The sequence below is a fragment of the Solibacillus sp. FSL W7-1464 genome, assembly GCF_038004425.1.
Taxonomy (GTDB): Bacteria; Bacillota; Bacilli; order Bacillales_A; family Planococcaceae; genus Solibacillus.
This window is the reverse complement of sequence record NZ_JBBORC010000001.1, coordinates 1622129-1636259: the sequence shown is the minus strand read 5'-3', so window position 1 is coordinate 1636259 and position 14131 is coordinate 1622129. Positions and strand designations below refer to the sequence as shown.

16 protein-coding genes, 3 pseudogenes and 1 riboswitch are annotated in these 14131 nt (G+C 39.2%); of the genes and pseudogenes, 10 read left to right on the top strand and 9 right to left on the bottom strand.

From position 1 onward, the window contains the following. Window positions 1-36 precede the first annotated feature (36 nt). From MKZ25_RS07835 to MKZ25_RS07805, 7 genes are all read right to left on the bottom strand, one after another. The gene (locus tag MKZ25_RS07835) at window positions 37-255 is read right to left on the bottom strand and encodes a hypothetical protein (protein WP_340801009.1); all 219 of its coding nucleotides are present in this window, start codon (window positions 253-255) and stop codon (window positions 37-39) included. A 152-nt stretch (window positions 256-407) separates the two neighbouring features. Beyond that, complete coding sequence (locus MKZ25_RS07830) at window positions 408-716, bottom strand: monooxygenase (protein WP_340801008.1); 309 nt, start codon at window positions 714-716, stop codon at window positions 408-410. Window positions 717-784: 68 nt separating this feature from the next. Then, window positions 785-2725: a translation factor GTPase family protein gene (locus MKZ25_RS07825; RefSeq protein WP_340801007.1), complete on the bottom strand. Its 1941-nt coding sequence runs from the start codon at window positions 2723-2725 to the stop codon at window positions 785-787. Between the two features lie 183 nt (window positions 2726-2908). Then, complete coding sequence (locus MKZ25_RS07820; RefSeq protein WP_340801006.1) at window positions 2909-3814, bottom strand: cation diffusion facilitator family transporter; 906 nt, start codon at window positions 3812-3814, stop codon at window positions 2909-2911. Between the two features lie 179 nt (window positions 3815-3993). Then, entirely contained in the window at window positions 3994-4728 is a 735-nt protein-coding gene (locus tag MKZ25_RS07815; protein ID WP_340801005.1) for a metallophosphoesterase family protein, read from the bottom strand. 36 nt (window positions 4729-4764) lie between these two features. Continuing rightward, window positions 4765-5301: a histidine phosphatase family protein gene (locus MKZ25_RS07810; protein ID WP_340801004.1), complete on the bottom strand. Its 537-nt coding sequence runs from the start codon at window positions 5299-5301 to the stop codon at window positions 4765-4767. Window positions 5302-5328: 27 nt separating this feature from the next. Next, window positions 5329-6216 carry an alpha/beta hydrolase gene (locus MKZ25_RS07805; RefSeq protein WP_340801003.1) on the bottom strand — a complete coding sequence of 296 codons (888 nt, stop codon included), beginning with the start codon at window positions 6214-6216 and terminating at the stop codon, window positions 5329-5331. A 248-nt stretch (window positions 6217-6464) separates the two neighbouring features. On the opposite strand from MKZ25_RS07805, the gene MKZ25_RS07800 reads away from it, so the two are divergent. Together MKZ25_RS07800 and MKZ25_RS07795 are read left to right on the top strand one after the other, a co-directional pair. Beyond that, window positions 6465-6887 (top strand): cobalamin biosynthesis protein CobN, encoded by a 423-nt coding sequence (locus tag MKZ25_RS07800; protein WP_340801002.1) that lies wholly within the window; start codon window positions 6465-6467, stop codon window positions 6885-6887. A gap of 1 nt (window position 6888) precedes the next feature. Further along, window positions 6889-7191 (top strand): ATPase, encoded by a 303-nt coding sequence (locus tag MKZ25_RS07795; protein WP_340801001.1) that lies wholly within the window; start codon window positions 6889-6891, stop codon window positions 7189-7191. Window positions 7192-7228: 37 nt separating this feature from the next. On the opposite strand, the gene dut is transcribed toward MKZ25_RS07795, so the two are convergent. Continuing rightward, window positions 7229-7672 (bottom strand): dUTP diphosphatase, encoded by a 444-nt coding sequence (gene dut, locus MKZ25_RS07790; protein ID WP_445326857.1) that lies wholly within the window; start codon window positions 7670-7672, stop codon window positions 7229-7231. Between the two features lie 164 nt (window positions 7673-7836). Continuing rightward, window positions 7837-8021, top strand: a riboswitch (cobalamin riboswitch). Between the two features lie 143 nt (window positions 8022-8164). On the opposite strand from dut, the gene MKZ25_RS07785 reads away from it, so the two are divergent. The 8 genes and pseudogenes from MKZ25_RS07785 to MKZ25_RS07750 all read left to right on the top strand — a co-directional run bounded on the left by MKZ25_RS07785 (window position 8165) and on the right by MKZ25_RS07750 (window position 13531). After that, on the top strand, window positions 8165-8392 hold the full coding sequence (locus tag MKZ25_RS07785; RefSeq protein WP_340800999.1) for a glutaredoxin family protein: 228 nt from the start codon (window positions 8165-8167) through the stop codon (window positions 8390-8392). Further along, window positions 8389-8757, top strand: a complete 369-nt coding sequence (gene nrdI / locus MKZ25_RS07780) for a class Ib ribonucleoside-diphosphate reductase assembly flavoprotein NrdI (protein ID WP_340800998.1) — start codon at window positions 8389-8391, stop codon at window positions 8755-8757. Before MKZ25_RS07785 ends, nrdI begins: the two co-directional genes overlap by 4 nt. Beyond that, window positions 8754-9464, top strand: a pseudogene (locus MKZ25_RS07775) (ribonucleotide reductase N-terminal alpha domain-containing protein); the annotation flags it as partial. The gene nrdI and the pseudogene MKZ25_RS07775, both read left to right, overlap by 4 nt. Window positions 9465-9779: 315 nt before the next feature. Then, window positions 9780-10220: pseudogene (locus MKZ25_RS07770) on the top strand (ribonucleotide-diphosphate reductase subunit alpha); the annotation flags it as partial. 156 nt (window positions 10221-10376) lie between these two features. Further along, window positions 10377-11102 carry a GIY-YIG nuclease family protein gene (locus MKZ25_RS07765; protein ID WP_340800997.1) on the top strand — a complete coding sequence of 242 codons (726 nt, stop codon included), beginning with the start codon at window positions 10377-10379 and terminating at the stop codon, window positions 11100-11102. Window positions 11103-11336: 234 nt separating this feature from the next. Further along, the gene (locus tag MKZ25_RS07760; RefSeq protein ID WP_340802992.1) at window positions 11337-12287 is read left to right on the top strand and encodes a hypothetical protein; all 951 of its coding nucleotides are present in this window, start codon (window positions 11337-11339) and stop codon (window positions 12285-12287) included. Next, entirely contained in the window at window positions 12275-12859 is a 585-nt protein-coding gene (locus MKZ25_RS07755) for a ribonucleotide-diphosphate reductase subunit beta (RefSeq protein WP_445326856.1), read from the top strand. Before MKZ25_RS07760 ends, MKZ25_RS07755 begins: the two co-directional genes overlap by 13 nt. Before the next feature lie 288 nt (window positions 12860-13147). Then, window positions 13148-13531: a ribonucleotide-diphosphate reductase subunit beta gene (locus MKZ25_RS07750; protein ID WP_340800996.1), complete on the top strand. Its 384-nt coding sequence runs from the start codon at window positions 13148-13150 to the stop codon at window positions 13529-13531. A 120-nt stretch (window positions 13532-13651) separates the two neighbouring features. On the opposite strand, the pseudogene MKZ25_RS07745 reads toward MKZ25_RS07750, so the two are convergent. Next, window positions 13652-14023, bottom strand: a pseudogene (locus MKZ25_RS07745) (acyl-CoA thioesterase). Between the last annotated feature and the right edge of the window lie 108 nt (window positions 14024-14131).

The window sequence follows — 14131 nt, the reverse complement described above, 5'->3', positions numbered from 1 at the left end:
AGTATTAATTTAACTCCATAGCAATATGTGAGTCACTTAAGGGGATATTCCCCAAACTGAATCGGCAATGACAATTAATATACATAAAAATGAAAATAGTATGTATGCAACGCTGATACTAATTAAGAAAGTATGTTTCTTTACAGATTGTTCCGGGTGATGGATAATAATTTTCAGCAAATTGATAATAGTGACACAGAGCACGATCGAGAAAAGTGGAATACCTATTAAAGATAAAGGGACTAATGTTTCCATAAAACGCTAACCTCCTCCCTTAAATTTTGGGACGTATTATATTATACGATAAGTTCCAAAAATCCCCAAACTTGGATTTTACGTTCAGTTAATTCCAAACAAAAAGAGAGACACCACCATTGTGTCTCTCAAAAACTGTCATGCTTTTTTATTTATACATTAACCGGACCATTGTTAATCTTCGTTAACGACTCGTTCACTGCTAAAATTTTGCTGTTGATGGCTGTTATACCGAAGCCATTGAGACGCTTTGAATGCATTTCCAAGTAAGCTGCAGCAGTTTCCTTTGTTTCAAATAAGTAAATACCACCCGCTTCGCCAGCTTTCGCATCCTCTGTCCAAATTTTCCAAAGCAAACCTTTTTCTTCATTAATACTTTCTGCCAATCCTTTAAACCCCACAGCCATTTCTTCACCGAATGGACCGTCCATTTTGAAATCTACTTGTAAAATATATGCCATTAGAAGTGCCTCCTTTTTCTGTACACTCTAGCTTATTTCTTTATTGTCCCGCAAAATCCTTCTCTTCGTTATTCAATTTCCCTTACTTCACAATGCATCGCGTCTTTCACTTCATGCCAAGGCACACTGTACCCCTTCCCCTTTGCACAAAAAATGCTTGAGGATGTATATTCAGGGTCTGCGTTTTTATTGTAGCCAATCTGTTCAATGATTTCCTCGCTGTTATGGCATACATCATAGCCATCGAATTGCAGAGTTAACGCACCTTTCCCGTTTGTATAAGCGGCAAATTGAGTGGAGTACTCCATAAAAGTTGCTACTGGAGCCCACCCGTATATTGTCACGGTATCTTCTGTTAAAATCGGTGCTTCAAATGTTCCGCTTGCCTGTTGGATATCCGACATCATCCGGCCAATATGGTCGTTTGACGCTTTCATCTTAAATCGGTAATAAGGCTCCAACAGTATATTTTCCACTTGTTCAAGCCCTTGCCGCAATGCTCTAAACGATGCTTCACGGAAATCTCCGCCTTCTGTGTGCTTATTATGTGCACGTCCTGTCAGTAGCGTAAAATGAATATCAGTTACAGGAAAACCCGTAAGCAATCCGTGATGGTCCCGCTCAAATAGATGCTTTTCTATTAACCGCTGCTGCCCGACAGATAAATTATCGGCATGACACTCGCTCGAGAATGTGTTTCCTGCACCGCGCGTGTTCGGTTCCATTTTCAGATGTACTTCCGCATAATGCTTTAACGGTTCAAAATGGCCATAGCCGACTGTTAGAGCAGCAATCGTTTCTTTATAGAGAATTTGCGGCTTGCCGAAGTCCACGTCAATTCCGAAGCGGTCCTTCACCAGTTCCGTTAATACTTCGAGCTGAATCGCCCCCATAACATGAACCGAAATTTCCTGGAATTTCTCATTCCATACGATCCGTAAACTCGGCTCCTCCGCTTCAATTTCACGGAAAATCCGGTGAAGTTCTTTAATATGTAATGCACCTTCGTACATTACTTTCGCCTGCAATGTCGGTACCATTTCAAATTGCGCAGCATTTGCTTCCGTATCCCCGATCACATCCCCGATAACCGGTGTCGCCAGTCCCTTCACCGCAAAAATATCGCCCGCCTGTATTTGTTGAACCGTCGTAAAGCTGCTGCCATTGTATAGCCGGATTTCCGTTACCTTTTCTGTCGTTTCACCGAAAGTAAATTCATCGCGAACTTTCAATACACCCGATAATGCTTTCATAAATGTGAGACGCTGCTGATTGTCATGGCGAATTTTATAGACCTTCCCTTCAAATGGTCCGTTCACATCGAATGTCGTTTCTGTCAGTTGCGCAATCGTTTCGAAAAAATCCAGTACCCCTTCATCTTTTAAAGCAGAGCCCGACATACAAACAAAGGCCTGTTCCTTCTGTATCATCTCTTTCAGCTTTGCGTTACAGTCATGCTCCGTTAATTCATCTGCAAAGTACTTTTCCATCAGCTGTTCATCACGTTCCGCAAGCCACTCTTTTACTGTAGTATCAATGCCATTGTTGAACAGTAGGGCATTTGGAGATAAGTCTTTTTTAATCGCAGCCATTACTGCATCAACATCTGCTCCTTCACGATCTATTTTGTTAATGAAGATGAATGTCGGAACATGGTGCTCCCGCAGCAAATGCCAAACTGTTTCCGTATGCCCTTCAATTCCATCGACCGCACTAATAATGACAATAGCCGCATCCATCACATGAACCACACGCTCCATTTCAGGTGCGAAATCGATGTGACCCGGTGTATCGATCAGCGTATACACTTGCCCGTTGTAATCGATCCGCCCCTGCTCCGCAAAAATCGTAATCCCGCGTTGCCGTTCAATGGCATGATTATCTAAATAAGCATCTTGGTGATCGACCCGCCCGCGCTTTTTAATCGCATTTGTATGATAAAGCAATTGTTCGCAAAATGTTGTTTTTCCAGAATCAACATGAGCGACAATCCCGATTGTAGTATGCAATAGTATTCCTCTTTCTTTTTTGTAAATTTTGAATCTATGTAAGTTACTCTTGTTAAAGAACCTAACGTAGGTATAAAGCTCGCAAGTACTTACATTTTAACAGAAGATGGATGATTTTGATTCAAACATAAAAAAAGCCATTCTCCTTTCACGGTTAGTAAAGGAGAACGGCTTGTCTATACATTAGAAATGGAAATCATCTTCACAAATAATCAGCTCTTTCGGGTCATACGGTTCAATATGGACAAGTGTTGTCGCATAAGGATTCAACTGCTTCACTTCATTTTCAATTTGCTCCGTAATGGCATGTGAATCACGTACATTGAGATTAGGATTTACACTTACTGTAATATCGACAAGAATTAAGCTGCCGTGCTGTCTGCCACGGACATCGGTAACGTCACGGACACGCGGAATTTTCGAAACACGTTCTTCAATCGAACTGATCAATTCCGTATCAAATCCGTCCGTTAACGAGAACACCGCTTCTTTAAAGATTTCGATCGCTGTTTTAATAATGATTAAACCGATAATAAAGGCGGTAATCGTATCGACGATCGGGAAACCTAATATCGCTGCGGTAATACCGATTGCTGTCCCGATACTGACAAAGGCATCAGAGCGGTTATCATAGGCTGCCGCTTTAACAGCAGAACTGTTAATTCTTTTTGAGAGGTTTAAATTATATTTATAAACTGCAAACATAACTGCTGCGCTAAACACAGCAACAATAATTGTTAAAATGGAAGGATCCTGATCAATCGGTTTCGCGATTTTTTCACCTGCTGATATCAGTACTTCGATCCCGACATAAATCATAATAAAGGATGCAACAAGTGATGCGATCGTTTCTGCACGAAAATGTCCGTATCGATGATCATCATCCGGCGGGCGCTGGGAAATTCTGAGCCCGATCAAGACGGCTACCGAAGCAATAATATCGGTTGTATTATTTAATCCGTCTGCCTTCAATGCTTCTGAATCGCCTAAATAGCCTGCAGCTAACTTCAGAGCGCTTAAAAATATGTAGGCAAAAATCGATAAATAGGCACCTTTTTCGCCCGCTCGTAAATTTGTATATTGCTCCAAAATGTTTCCTCCCTGAAAAACTTCTTTAAACACGAAAGAGGTTACCCCGCACAAAATCGAACGGGATAACCTCTTTTACATATCGTTGATTGTAGTATACCAAAAAACCGGGAGAAAACATACATACAAGAAAAAATATTATACAATTATAACTTTATACTCAGTCTAAACGACACCTGTCAAATATCATAGTTTTCGGTTTTGTCCGAAGTAACGGCATATATATGAACGATTTGTCCATCTTCCGACAGAACGATGCCATTCAATTGACCTGTAAAATAACACCCGCCGTCTATTCCAATATATTTTTGGTCTTCACTAATCCAAACATCATTGCAATCATGGATGTGTTGTAATGGTGTATGACCAAAAACATTGATATACGGTGTTTTATTTTCATTTTTATAATGCTGGCGAATCCATAAGAAATTTTCATCATCCGTTTCATCAACTGTCGCGAAACTCGAATCAAACCCTGCATGCGTCAACAACAGATTTCCTGCGATTTCATATAATTTGCCGTTATTTAAAAAATCCAATTCCTCCGCAAACTTCTCTTTTACGACTTGCGCTTGTTCAATCGGGTCCAGTTCACTTACTTCGACCGGTAAATACTTTAAAAATGAAGCCATTGTTTCCCGACCACCGTATTTGTAATAAAAGGCGTGTTTTTGCCCAGGGTTTTCAAGAAAATCCAACAGCATCGCTTCATGATTCCCTTTACAGAAAACAACCTGTTCCCCGTATTTCCGCTTCAAATCCATTACTTTTTGTACAACCTCATAAGAACGAGGACCCCGGTCGATTAAATCCCCCAGTAGAACAAGGGTATCCTTTTCATCCCAGTACGATAATAACTGTTCAAATGCTTTATACTGACCGTGGATATCACTGATAATAAAATAATTTTTCATATTGCACCTGCTTTTCTACAACCTATTTTACGCTACCTATCGCCATATACGGTTTACAACTGTTTGCTCATTGCTAAACTCTATTTCAAATACATCCGGATTGGACAGCTGTTTCCATTCATCAAATCCAAAATGCGGTTGAAAATGATTGAGTAGTAATGACATTATATTGCCGTGTGTAACGATTACCACTGACATATGAGTACTTTGTTTTAATTCTTCTACTAATTCAATTATACGATATGTTGCTTCATTACTAGATTCCCCGCCAGTAAATTTTAAATCCTTATCTACATACGTTTGTTTCAATTTTTCCAGCCAATCCGGAAGACTTTCGTCACTTAATACTCGTTCACTCAACCGATGATCCATTTTGAAAGGAATCTTGTTTTTCCGGACAAAAGGTTCTATAGTATGTAATGCTCTTGTAAATGGACTTGATATGACAAGTTCAATCGGGTACTGTTCCAGAAAATTCGCCAGCTGCTCACTTTCCTTCTTACCAGCTGCTGTTAACTCGGCTTCCGGATCTTGTCCTTCTGCTTTTGCGTGTCGGATAATATATAATTTCATACTGTAAATGCTCCTCGTTCATTCATGCTAATTTTTTATGATCTTGAGTAATTGCTTCATTGCTTTCTTTGCTTCTGGAATGGGAAATACCGGAAAAACATGATTCATTCTCGGGTACTCATAGTAATGGACCCTTACACCTTGTTCCTTTGCTTTATCGAGAAGCATTTTTGCATCGACAAGCAGCAGCTCACCTGTCCCGACAAAAGCAGTGATTTGACCGATGTCTTTCAGTTCTCCATGTAGAGGACTTATTTTGAAATCGGTTAACTCCGCTCCGTCTGCCCATAATCTGCCGAGCTCCTGTGCGCCTGCTACGCCCAGCATCGGGTCAAGTTTTTCAAGTTCTTTGTAGCGTGGATCTTCCCCCCGTACATCGAGCCATGCGGAATGTAGAACAATATGCTGCGGCTGTTTTTTTGAGAACTTCTTTACATCCTGCGCCAGCGCCAATGCCAGTCCACCGCCTGCTGAATCCCCCATAAAAATAAACGGTGCATCATATTTTAAAACGAGATGATCATATAAATCATGAATGGCAGTAAAGCACTCTTTATGTGTATGTTTAGGCAGCTTCGGATAAATCGGCACGACAATCGTGAAGTTTGTCTCCTGTGCAAGCTTCTCTAAATAGCGCCAATGAAAAATCAATGGATCATTAATATAGGCACCGCCGTGGAAATAATAGATAACCTTTTGCGGTGTCTGCTGTTCGTTGATTGTGTAATAGTGCATGCCATTCAGTTCGTCTTTTTGGATTTGGTGCTGCTCTTTGAATTTGGCATCCAGTTCATACGGTCTCTCGTTATGTTTCATTGCAATAAAATCATCGAGCAGGCGTAAATCCATAAATTTCTTTTTCGTTCCGCGCAGCACTAAAAACTTCTCAAACAATACACTTTGCATACTTCGCATACAATGCCTCCCTTTATCTCAACCCCAATTTAACATTTTCCCTTTGTTATCAATTCGCCTAAAATCGATCGATCCCCTTCTAAACGGAAAAACGTTTCCCTTATGCATATGCACATTTATACTTCGTTAGAAAAGTCCTTATGTAACTTCAATTTCTTATTATTCCAATAAAATAAAAATAAGATCATTTTGAAACTTTTTTCCAACTTATTCGTAAATTAGGTAATGAGTTAAGAGGGGGCATGTTCATGCTTATTGGATTTTACAGTGCGCTTATCATTTTCACTTTATTATTTATCATTGCTGCTTTCTTTTTTATCCGGCAATTCGTAAATAAGAAAGTATCCCCTTATAACTTGAATACAGTTATGCTTGGCGTGCTTTCGTTGTTTATGCTGATTGTTTCAGGGATTTACAGCTACGATTTCTATCATCTGCAGACAGGTGATCAGAAAACTGCTGGAGGAAGTTGCGAAATCACCTTTGTAAATGGGCATGGCAGAAGTATCGATACGACTGAGGTTACGATTGAAAATAAAGTTTACAATATTAAATCCAGTACTTACAAAGACTTCCCTGATGGGCGTTATCAATGTGAATTAACGTTTTTACCGATTACAAAAATTGTGACGCAAATCGATATTGTGACAACAGGAAAGAAAGGTGATTAATATGATTGATTTTTCAATTGCATTTATACTTATTTTAGTTTTAATTACACCACTTATTCTATCAATCCACTACCGGGATAAACCAAAAGTGGATAAAGGATTTAAAATTGCTTATCATGGTCTATCATACCGCCGTAAATTTATGCGCGACCTTTATTCCATTCCCATTTGTATTATAGCGTTGATCATTATTTATTTGTTTGAAGGTTTCACTAATCTCTTTATATTTTTCACGCTCTTTTTCATACTACTTTTTGGGATTCAAACGACGTACAATTATATAAAGTGGAAAAAAGAGGATTAGAAAAAGCCTGAGTTCATCTGGAACCAGGCTTTTTCCATTATTTCACTCCGCTCGAACCAAAGCCCTTGTCACCGCGCTCCGAATCCGACAGTTCGTCCGTTTCTTCAATGAAAACTTGCGGGACATATTGGACGACTAGCTGGGCAATGCGCATCCCTTTTTCAATCGTAAACGGTGCTTTCCCGTGATTGATTAAAATTACGCCAATTTCACCGCGGTAGCCTGCATCGATCGTTCCAGGACTATTTAACACCGTAATCCCGTGTTTCAAAGCCAATCCGCTACGTGGGCGTACTTGAGCTTCTGTTCCTTCAGGCAATTCGATTTGAAGCCCGGTTTTAATTAACCCGTATTCCCCAGGCAGTAAAACTTTGTCTTCAACCGCACTTAAATCCATCCCTGCGTCCCCTTCCCGTGCCTGTTTCGGCAATACGGCTTCCGGATGGGTTTTCTTAATTTTTAATTGAATCGGCATATTCATCCAACTTTCTATTTGTATTATCTAATTACATGCAGTTATAACAAAACCATATTTTTTCTCTATTTTCAATAGGGAGTTTTCTAGGATTTTGGTTGAATTTATGTAATCATTCATTAGGCTCTTTACTTTTAGGTTGTTAACGCTTATACTCAATTCAACTATATATTGTGTTTTTTTAACAAGGTACTACTAAATGTAGTTTAAAAGGGAAGTTTGGTGTAATTCCAACGCTGTCCCCGCAACTGTAAATGCTGACTGAAGACGAATAGACCACTGTGCTACTAGCATGGGAAGGTGCGTCTGACGGATGAAGCAAAGCCAGGAGACCTGCCTCGTTAAAACTACGTACATTTCTTCGGGGAATAGGAAATGGAGGCGCGCACTCGATCCGTTTCCATTTCAAGCTATCCTGTTTTCCGGGATAGCTTTTTTGTTTTCCCCGCTGACATGTCCGGCACAATCGTTAGTAATACTTATATAGCGAGGGATTCTATGATGAAACTTTACACGAAAACAATTTGCCCCAAATGCCTATGGGTAAAATCCGAACTTGATGCAGCCAACTTGGACGTAGAGGTCATTAATATTGACCAGGACGAATCAGCAAAACAAAAAGTCATCGATGCAGGTTTTCTGTCTGTGCCGTTATTTGAAATAAACGGTGAGTTTATTGCAGAGCCGACTTCTATTATCGATCGCATTTCTGAAATGACGGCATGATCATTTATGCTTCACGAACTGGCAATGTACGATATATCGTGCAAAAACTCGGTTTACCCGCAAAGGATCTGACCGGGGTGGTAAAAATCGGTGAACCGTATCTTTTATTTACGTATACGGATGGATTAGGCTCTGTCCCCCCTATCGTCGACCAGTTCATGACTGCGAACTTTGAATTATGCAAAGGAATCATCGTAAGCGGAAACCGTAATTTCGGTCATGATTTTTTCGGCCGTGCTGGCGACCTTTTAGCTGCACAATATGGAATTCCGTTAATTGAAAAAGTGGAAATGCGAGGAACTCCGGCTAATTACGAGTCGATTACAGATTACTATTACTCCATTTGGAAAGAGGCATCGATATGAAACAGTATTTAAAATTAAATAATGATATATTAAACCGTTACCGTGCTACCGGTGAACTGGATTTGGCGAAAGACAAAGAAGCAACACGCCGCTATTTTCTGGAAGACGTCAATGTCCGGTTACGCTACTTTATCGATATAGAGGAAAAAGTGCGCTATTTAGTTGATGAAGGCTATTACGAAAAAGAGTTTTTTGACTTGTACTCGATGGACTTTATTAAACAGATGTACAAAAAAGCCTATTCCTACAAGTTCCGGTTCCCTTCATTCATGAGTGCTTCGAAATTTTATGAAAGCTATGCGATGAAAAGCCGTGACGGAAAAGAGATTCTGGAAAAGTACGAGGACCGGATCGTCATCATCGCCCTTTATTTAGCACAAGGTGATGAAACTTTGGCGGAAAAGGCCATTGAAGCGGTTATGACTGCCTACCAGCCGGCAACCCCAACTGCTTTAAACAGCGGGAAAAAGGCGCGTGGTGAGCTTGTCTCATGCTTTAAATTAACGATGGACGATACGATGAACTCAATCGCCGAGAATATCGGCTATTGTCTTGAACTTTCCCGCTTAGGCGGCGGTGTCGGGGTAAACTTGACCGATCTGCGTCCATTGGGAGATCCGATAAAAGGGATCTTAAACCGTGCGAGCGGGGTTATGCCCGTTGCGAAACTGCTGGAGAATTCGTTCTCTTATTCGAATCAATTGGGTTAATAATTGGCCCAATTAAAACGCGGTCAATTGCGGGAACATCTGAGTATATCAAGGTAGGATTCTACAGAGTAATCTAGTAGCGAACCCTAAAAATCCAAGATTGCAGAAAATCCGCAGCCAAGCAACCTAGTAAGGTTGAAGGTTCAACGACTAAGTGATTATTTTAGTAATATTTTAATCCGAACCGCGCCTTTACCAATAGAGTTGATGTTTCCACAATTGTTAACTTTTTTGGCAAAGTGAAGATATAGTCTGATCTCTATGGCGACATAGAGAGCTAGGCAGAAATGACCTAGCCCTACTTTAATTAAGTGGAGTAACAAAATGCAACGTAACGGCTCCGGAGTAGTCTATTTAAATGTTTTCCACGGAGATATTGAAGCGTTCATCTCTTCCAAGAAACCAAATGCCGACGACAAAATCCGTTTAGCTACACTATCTACAGGGATTATTCTTCCGGATATTTTCTTTGAACTGATGCGTCGCGATAAAGATATCGTCTTGTTCAGTTCTTATGATATTTATAAAGAATACGGGAAACGCATGTCGGAAATTTCAATTACGGAAATGTACTATGAGCTATTGGATAATCCGAACATCCGTAAATTGAAACGATTAAACGCCCGTAAACTATATACGGAAATTAAAAAGGCACAATTTGAATCAGGTTACCCGTTTGAAATATTCGATGATAATGTCAATAACGCCCATCCATTAAAGGAAATCGGGCGTGTGAAGATGTCTAATTTGTGTTAATAATTAGCACCTTCTAAGAGAAATCTTAGTCGAAAACTCCGTTAAACGAGGGAAATCTTATTAAGATAATCTCGTACTAAATTATTATTCACCCTATAAAATTGGGTATATAAATTATAAAATTAAATTTTTACACTTGGAGGTAATCTTAAAGTGAAAACATTTGGTTTTGTTTATATAACAATTAATAAGGCAAATGGCAAAGCTTATATTGGGAAATGTATTTATCAAAGACAAAATAATTGGGAAAGTTATTTAGGGTCTGGATTATATTTAAAAAAAGCAATAAAGAAATACGGGAAGGAAAATTTTATTAGGTTCATTTTAGAAGAAGCTTATTCTTCCGATGAATTAAATAACCTTGAAGAATATTATATCAAGCAATTTAACGCAGTAAATTCTCCTTATTTTTACAATTTAAAATTGACTGCAATAGGTGGAGATTGTTTTACTAATAATCCTCGTAAAGAAGAAATTAGACAAATGAGAGTTAAACAAATGTCTGGTAAAGGGAATAATCAATATGGAAAACCTAAAACCAAAAGAATGATTGAATCAGTAAAACAAGCTAATTCTCGTGCAATCTTAATAGATGATATTTATTATAAAAGCCTTTCTGAAGTATCATTTAATCTAGGGATAGGAATAACTACAATAGCCTATAGATTGGACAGTTCTAAATTTCCCAATTATAAGAGATTGTTCCCAAAACACCCAAAAGAAAGATATACTTCACATACTAAAACCAAAAAAATTGAAGTTGATAATATCATCTATAATGGGCAAAATGAAGCTTTAAAAAAATTAAATATTAGTAAAACAACCTTAAATACTAGATTAAATAGTGATAAATTCCCCAATTATAAACGCCTTGAATAATAAAATGTCTAACGACTATCGAAAGCATAGCTAGATGAAAAACTCTAGTGAAGAAGCGAGTAGAGTACCCCTCAAGCGAGGCCCGAATGCAAAATAGGGATAAAACATAAAGGGAAACGCGGAGCACCTTAGCAGGTAAAGCTGAAGGTGATGAAATAGTCTGCTCTATATGGCAACATATAGCTGAGAAATCGGTTTAGAAGTAGCGATTCTAAATGAACATAGAGGACAGAAATTTTACAGTACCAACAAACAAGTATTATCACCGACCAAAACGAGCCGAATGAATATGGTCTCGATGTTTCTTGTAACTTAGGTTCGATTGACATTCACGAAGCAACGAAAGTTCAGGATTTCGGACAGCTTGTCGATACAGCAATGCGTCTATTGACTAATGTCTCAACGATGACCGATATCGTCAACGTCCCTTCTGTGTCGAAAGCGAACAAAGTGATGCACTCTGTCGGATTGGGCGTTATGAACTTGCATGGACACCTTGTACAAAGTGGAATCCGTTATGGTTCCAAAGATTCGATTGAATTTATCGATGCATTTATGGAAGCACTGAACTATTACTCATTAAAAGCATCAATGGAAATCGCGAAGCAAAAGAACGAAACGTTTTATAGATTTGAGGAAAGTGAATATGCGAGCGGTGTTTACTTTGAAACTTATATAAATAAAGAAGAAAAAGAACTTACACCTGAAGTGATTAAAGCACTTGGGGGTACACCGGTTATTACAAAAAATATGTGGCAACAGTTGAAGGCTGATGTATTGGAGCATGGATTATTCCACTCGTATAGATTGGCGATCGCTCCGACAGGCAGTATCTCCTACATCCGCAGCTGTACCGCTTCCATCGCCCCTGTTACAGAACGCGTGGAAGTTCGTGATTATGCGGACAGTCGAACAATTTATCCGATGCCATTTTTAACGAATGATAACCAAGAACTTTATACCGAAGCCTATGAAGTAAACCCGTATGAACTGATCGACCTTTACGCAGCCGCGCAAAAGCATGTCGACCAGGGGATTTCCATGACACTATACGTGACGGACCAGTGGAACACAGAACAATTGGCAAAAGCTTATATTTATGCGTGGACGAAAGGTATTAAAACCGTTTATTACGTACGCCAACGTTTACTTACAATTGAGGAGTGTGTCGCATGTCAAATTTAACGTATAAAGCCGTCAACTGGAATACCCCTACGAGTGAGCTCGCTCGCATTTTTTGGGACCAGCAATGGAAACAAATATGGTTTCCCGAAGAAATTGCAGTCAGTAAAGACGTCAAACAATGGAAGGAATTCGAACATCAGGATACATATAAAAAAGTGTTCGGCGGCCTGACATTGCTTGATACGGTACAAACGAACATCGGCATGAATGAAATCGCCAAGTACACTCCCGATTTTCAGGAGAAAGCGGTGTTAACCGTATTCGGATCGTTTGAAGCAATTCACGCAAAGTCTTATTCATATATTTTTACAACACTATGCACAAATACTGAAATCGACGAAGTTTTCGAGTGGGTACAAAAAAATGAGTTTCTTCAATATAAAGCATATCGCATTGGTGAAGTATACACCGCTATAAAAGAAGATGACCCGGAAAGCTTATGGAAAGCAATGTTCGCTTCAGTTATACTGGAAAGCTTCTTATTCTATTCCGGCTTCTTCTACCCTCTTTATTTAGGAGGACAGGGTGTACTGCGAAACAGTGCGGAAGTGATTAGCTTAATCTTGCGTTAATATCGTGGCGCAAGTAAAACTCTTTGAATTCAGGGAACATCCTAACGTTTAGTCGAGGACAATCCTGAGCCAAGATTGATAGTTAAGAGATTGAAAACTATCAATAAGGTGCAACGGTCATCGAAAGCACATGTTTTTACATGGAAGCGAGTAGAGTAGGATACAAGTCAAGAATGGTATCCGAAGCGGAGAGATATAGCAAAAGCTATATATGATATGATCTGATCTTATAAGAAATTATAAGCTGCATAAAGCAGAAGTAAGAATGACGAACTTACTTGAAACAAAATGGACGAATCAATCCACGGAGTAGCAGTCGGCTTTTTCGCCCAGAACATTTTCAAAACGTTCTCAACAGAAAAACAGCAGGAGCTAACTTTGTGGGGCTATGAATATTTACTCGATTTATATCAGAATGAAATGAAGTATACCGATGATTTATACGCAGAAACGGGACTATCTCCCGAAGTTAAAAAATACGTACGCTACAATGCGAATAAAGCGCTTATGAACTTGGGGCTCGACACGATGTTCCCTGACGAGGAAGTCAACCCGGTTGTCATGAACGGAATTTCCAATACTGGGTCCACCTATGATTTCTTCAGTCAAAAAGGAGCAACTTACGCGGTGGCTAAAGTGGCCCCTATTACGGATGATACATTTAAGTTTTAAAATTAAAACGCTATGGTTTGGTCATGGTCCATAGCGTTTTTTTCAAATTAGATCAATTCTTGCTTATTGTAAAAATGAATAATCATCTTTATATTCTTCTTTTGCAATCTCCTAATTTAACTATTTACTGCTTGTTTCAAAAAGCTTCTTTAATGGTTCCGGAATCTTCGCAACCTTTTTCTTTTCTAAATGATAAAATCAGCCGAATTGTTTCCCCATACAATGAACATGCTTCTCGGTAGTAATCTCCAACTCCATTTCCCAGCTGGATTGTCCGATTTTCACCATCCAACACCGTCCGACCGGTTTATCAAAAATTGTTAAAGGAACTTTGTATTCTATTTCTGTTTTCAAGATTGGTGAAATTTGCACAGCCATCATGTCTGCCAATGGATAATGATTATTTAAAAAAGCCATGCGTAGATCCTCAAACCACCGCACGTACACAATATTACTGACAATGCCCATCGCATCAATATCATAGGTATTGATTTAAATTGGTTGTTCTGCTAATAAAATTCTCATAATTTTTGCCCCCCTTATTTTCCCTCTTCATAACGAATTATTGACCAAAAACCAATATCCTGAAATCCAATTTGC

Bases quoted from the DNA above. Each gene is read 5' to 3' on its own strand.
- MKZ25_RS07815 (WP_340801005.1), bottom strand. From the start codon at position 4,728: ATGAAAAATTATTTTATTATCAGTGATATCCACGGTCAGTATAAAGCA.
- MKZ25_RS07830 (WP_340801008.1), bottom strand. From the start codon at position 716: ATGGCATATATTTTACAAGTAGATTTCAAAATGGACGGTCCATTCGGT.
- MKZ25_RS07800 (WP_340801002.1), top strand. From the start codon at position 6,465: ATGCTTATTGGATTTTACAGTGCGCTTATCATTTTCACTTTATTATTT.
- MKZ25_RS07805 (WP_340801003.1), bottom strand. From the start codon at position 6,216: ATGCGAAGTATGCAAAGTGTATTGTTTGAGAAGTTTTTAGTGCTGCGC.
- MKZ25_RS07810 (WP_340801004.1), bottom strand. From the start codon at position 5,301: ATGAAATTATATATTATCCGACACGCAAAAGCAGAAGGACAAGATCCG.
- nrdI (WP_340800998.1), top strand. From the start codon at position 8,389: ATGATCATTTATGCTTCACGAACTGGCAATGTACGATATATCGTGCAA.
- MKZ25_RS07750 (WP_340800996.1), top strand. From the start codon at position 13,148: ATGGACGAATCAATCCACGGAGTAGCAGTCGGCTTTTTCGCCCAGAAC.
- MKZ25_RS07755 (WP_445326856.1), top strand. From the start codon at position 12,275: ATGTCAAATTTAACGTATAAAGCCGTCAACTGGAATACCCCTACGAGT.
- MKZ25_RS07835 (WP_340801009.1), bottom strand. From the start codon at position 255: ATGGAAACATTAGTCCCTTTATCTTTAATAGGTATTCCACTTTTCTCG.
- MKZ25_RS07785 (WP_340800999.1), top strand. From the start codon at position 8,165: ATGATGAAACTTTACACGAAAACAATTTGCCCCAAATGCCTATGGGTA.
- MKZ25_RS07795 (WP_340801001.1), top strand. From the start codon at position 6,889: ATGATTGATTTTTCAATTGCATTTATACTTATTTTAGTTTTAATTACA.
- dut (WP_445326857.1), bottom strand. From the start codon at position 7,672: ATGAATATGCCGATTCAATTAAAAATTAAGAAAACCCATCCGGAAGCC.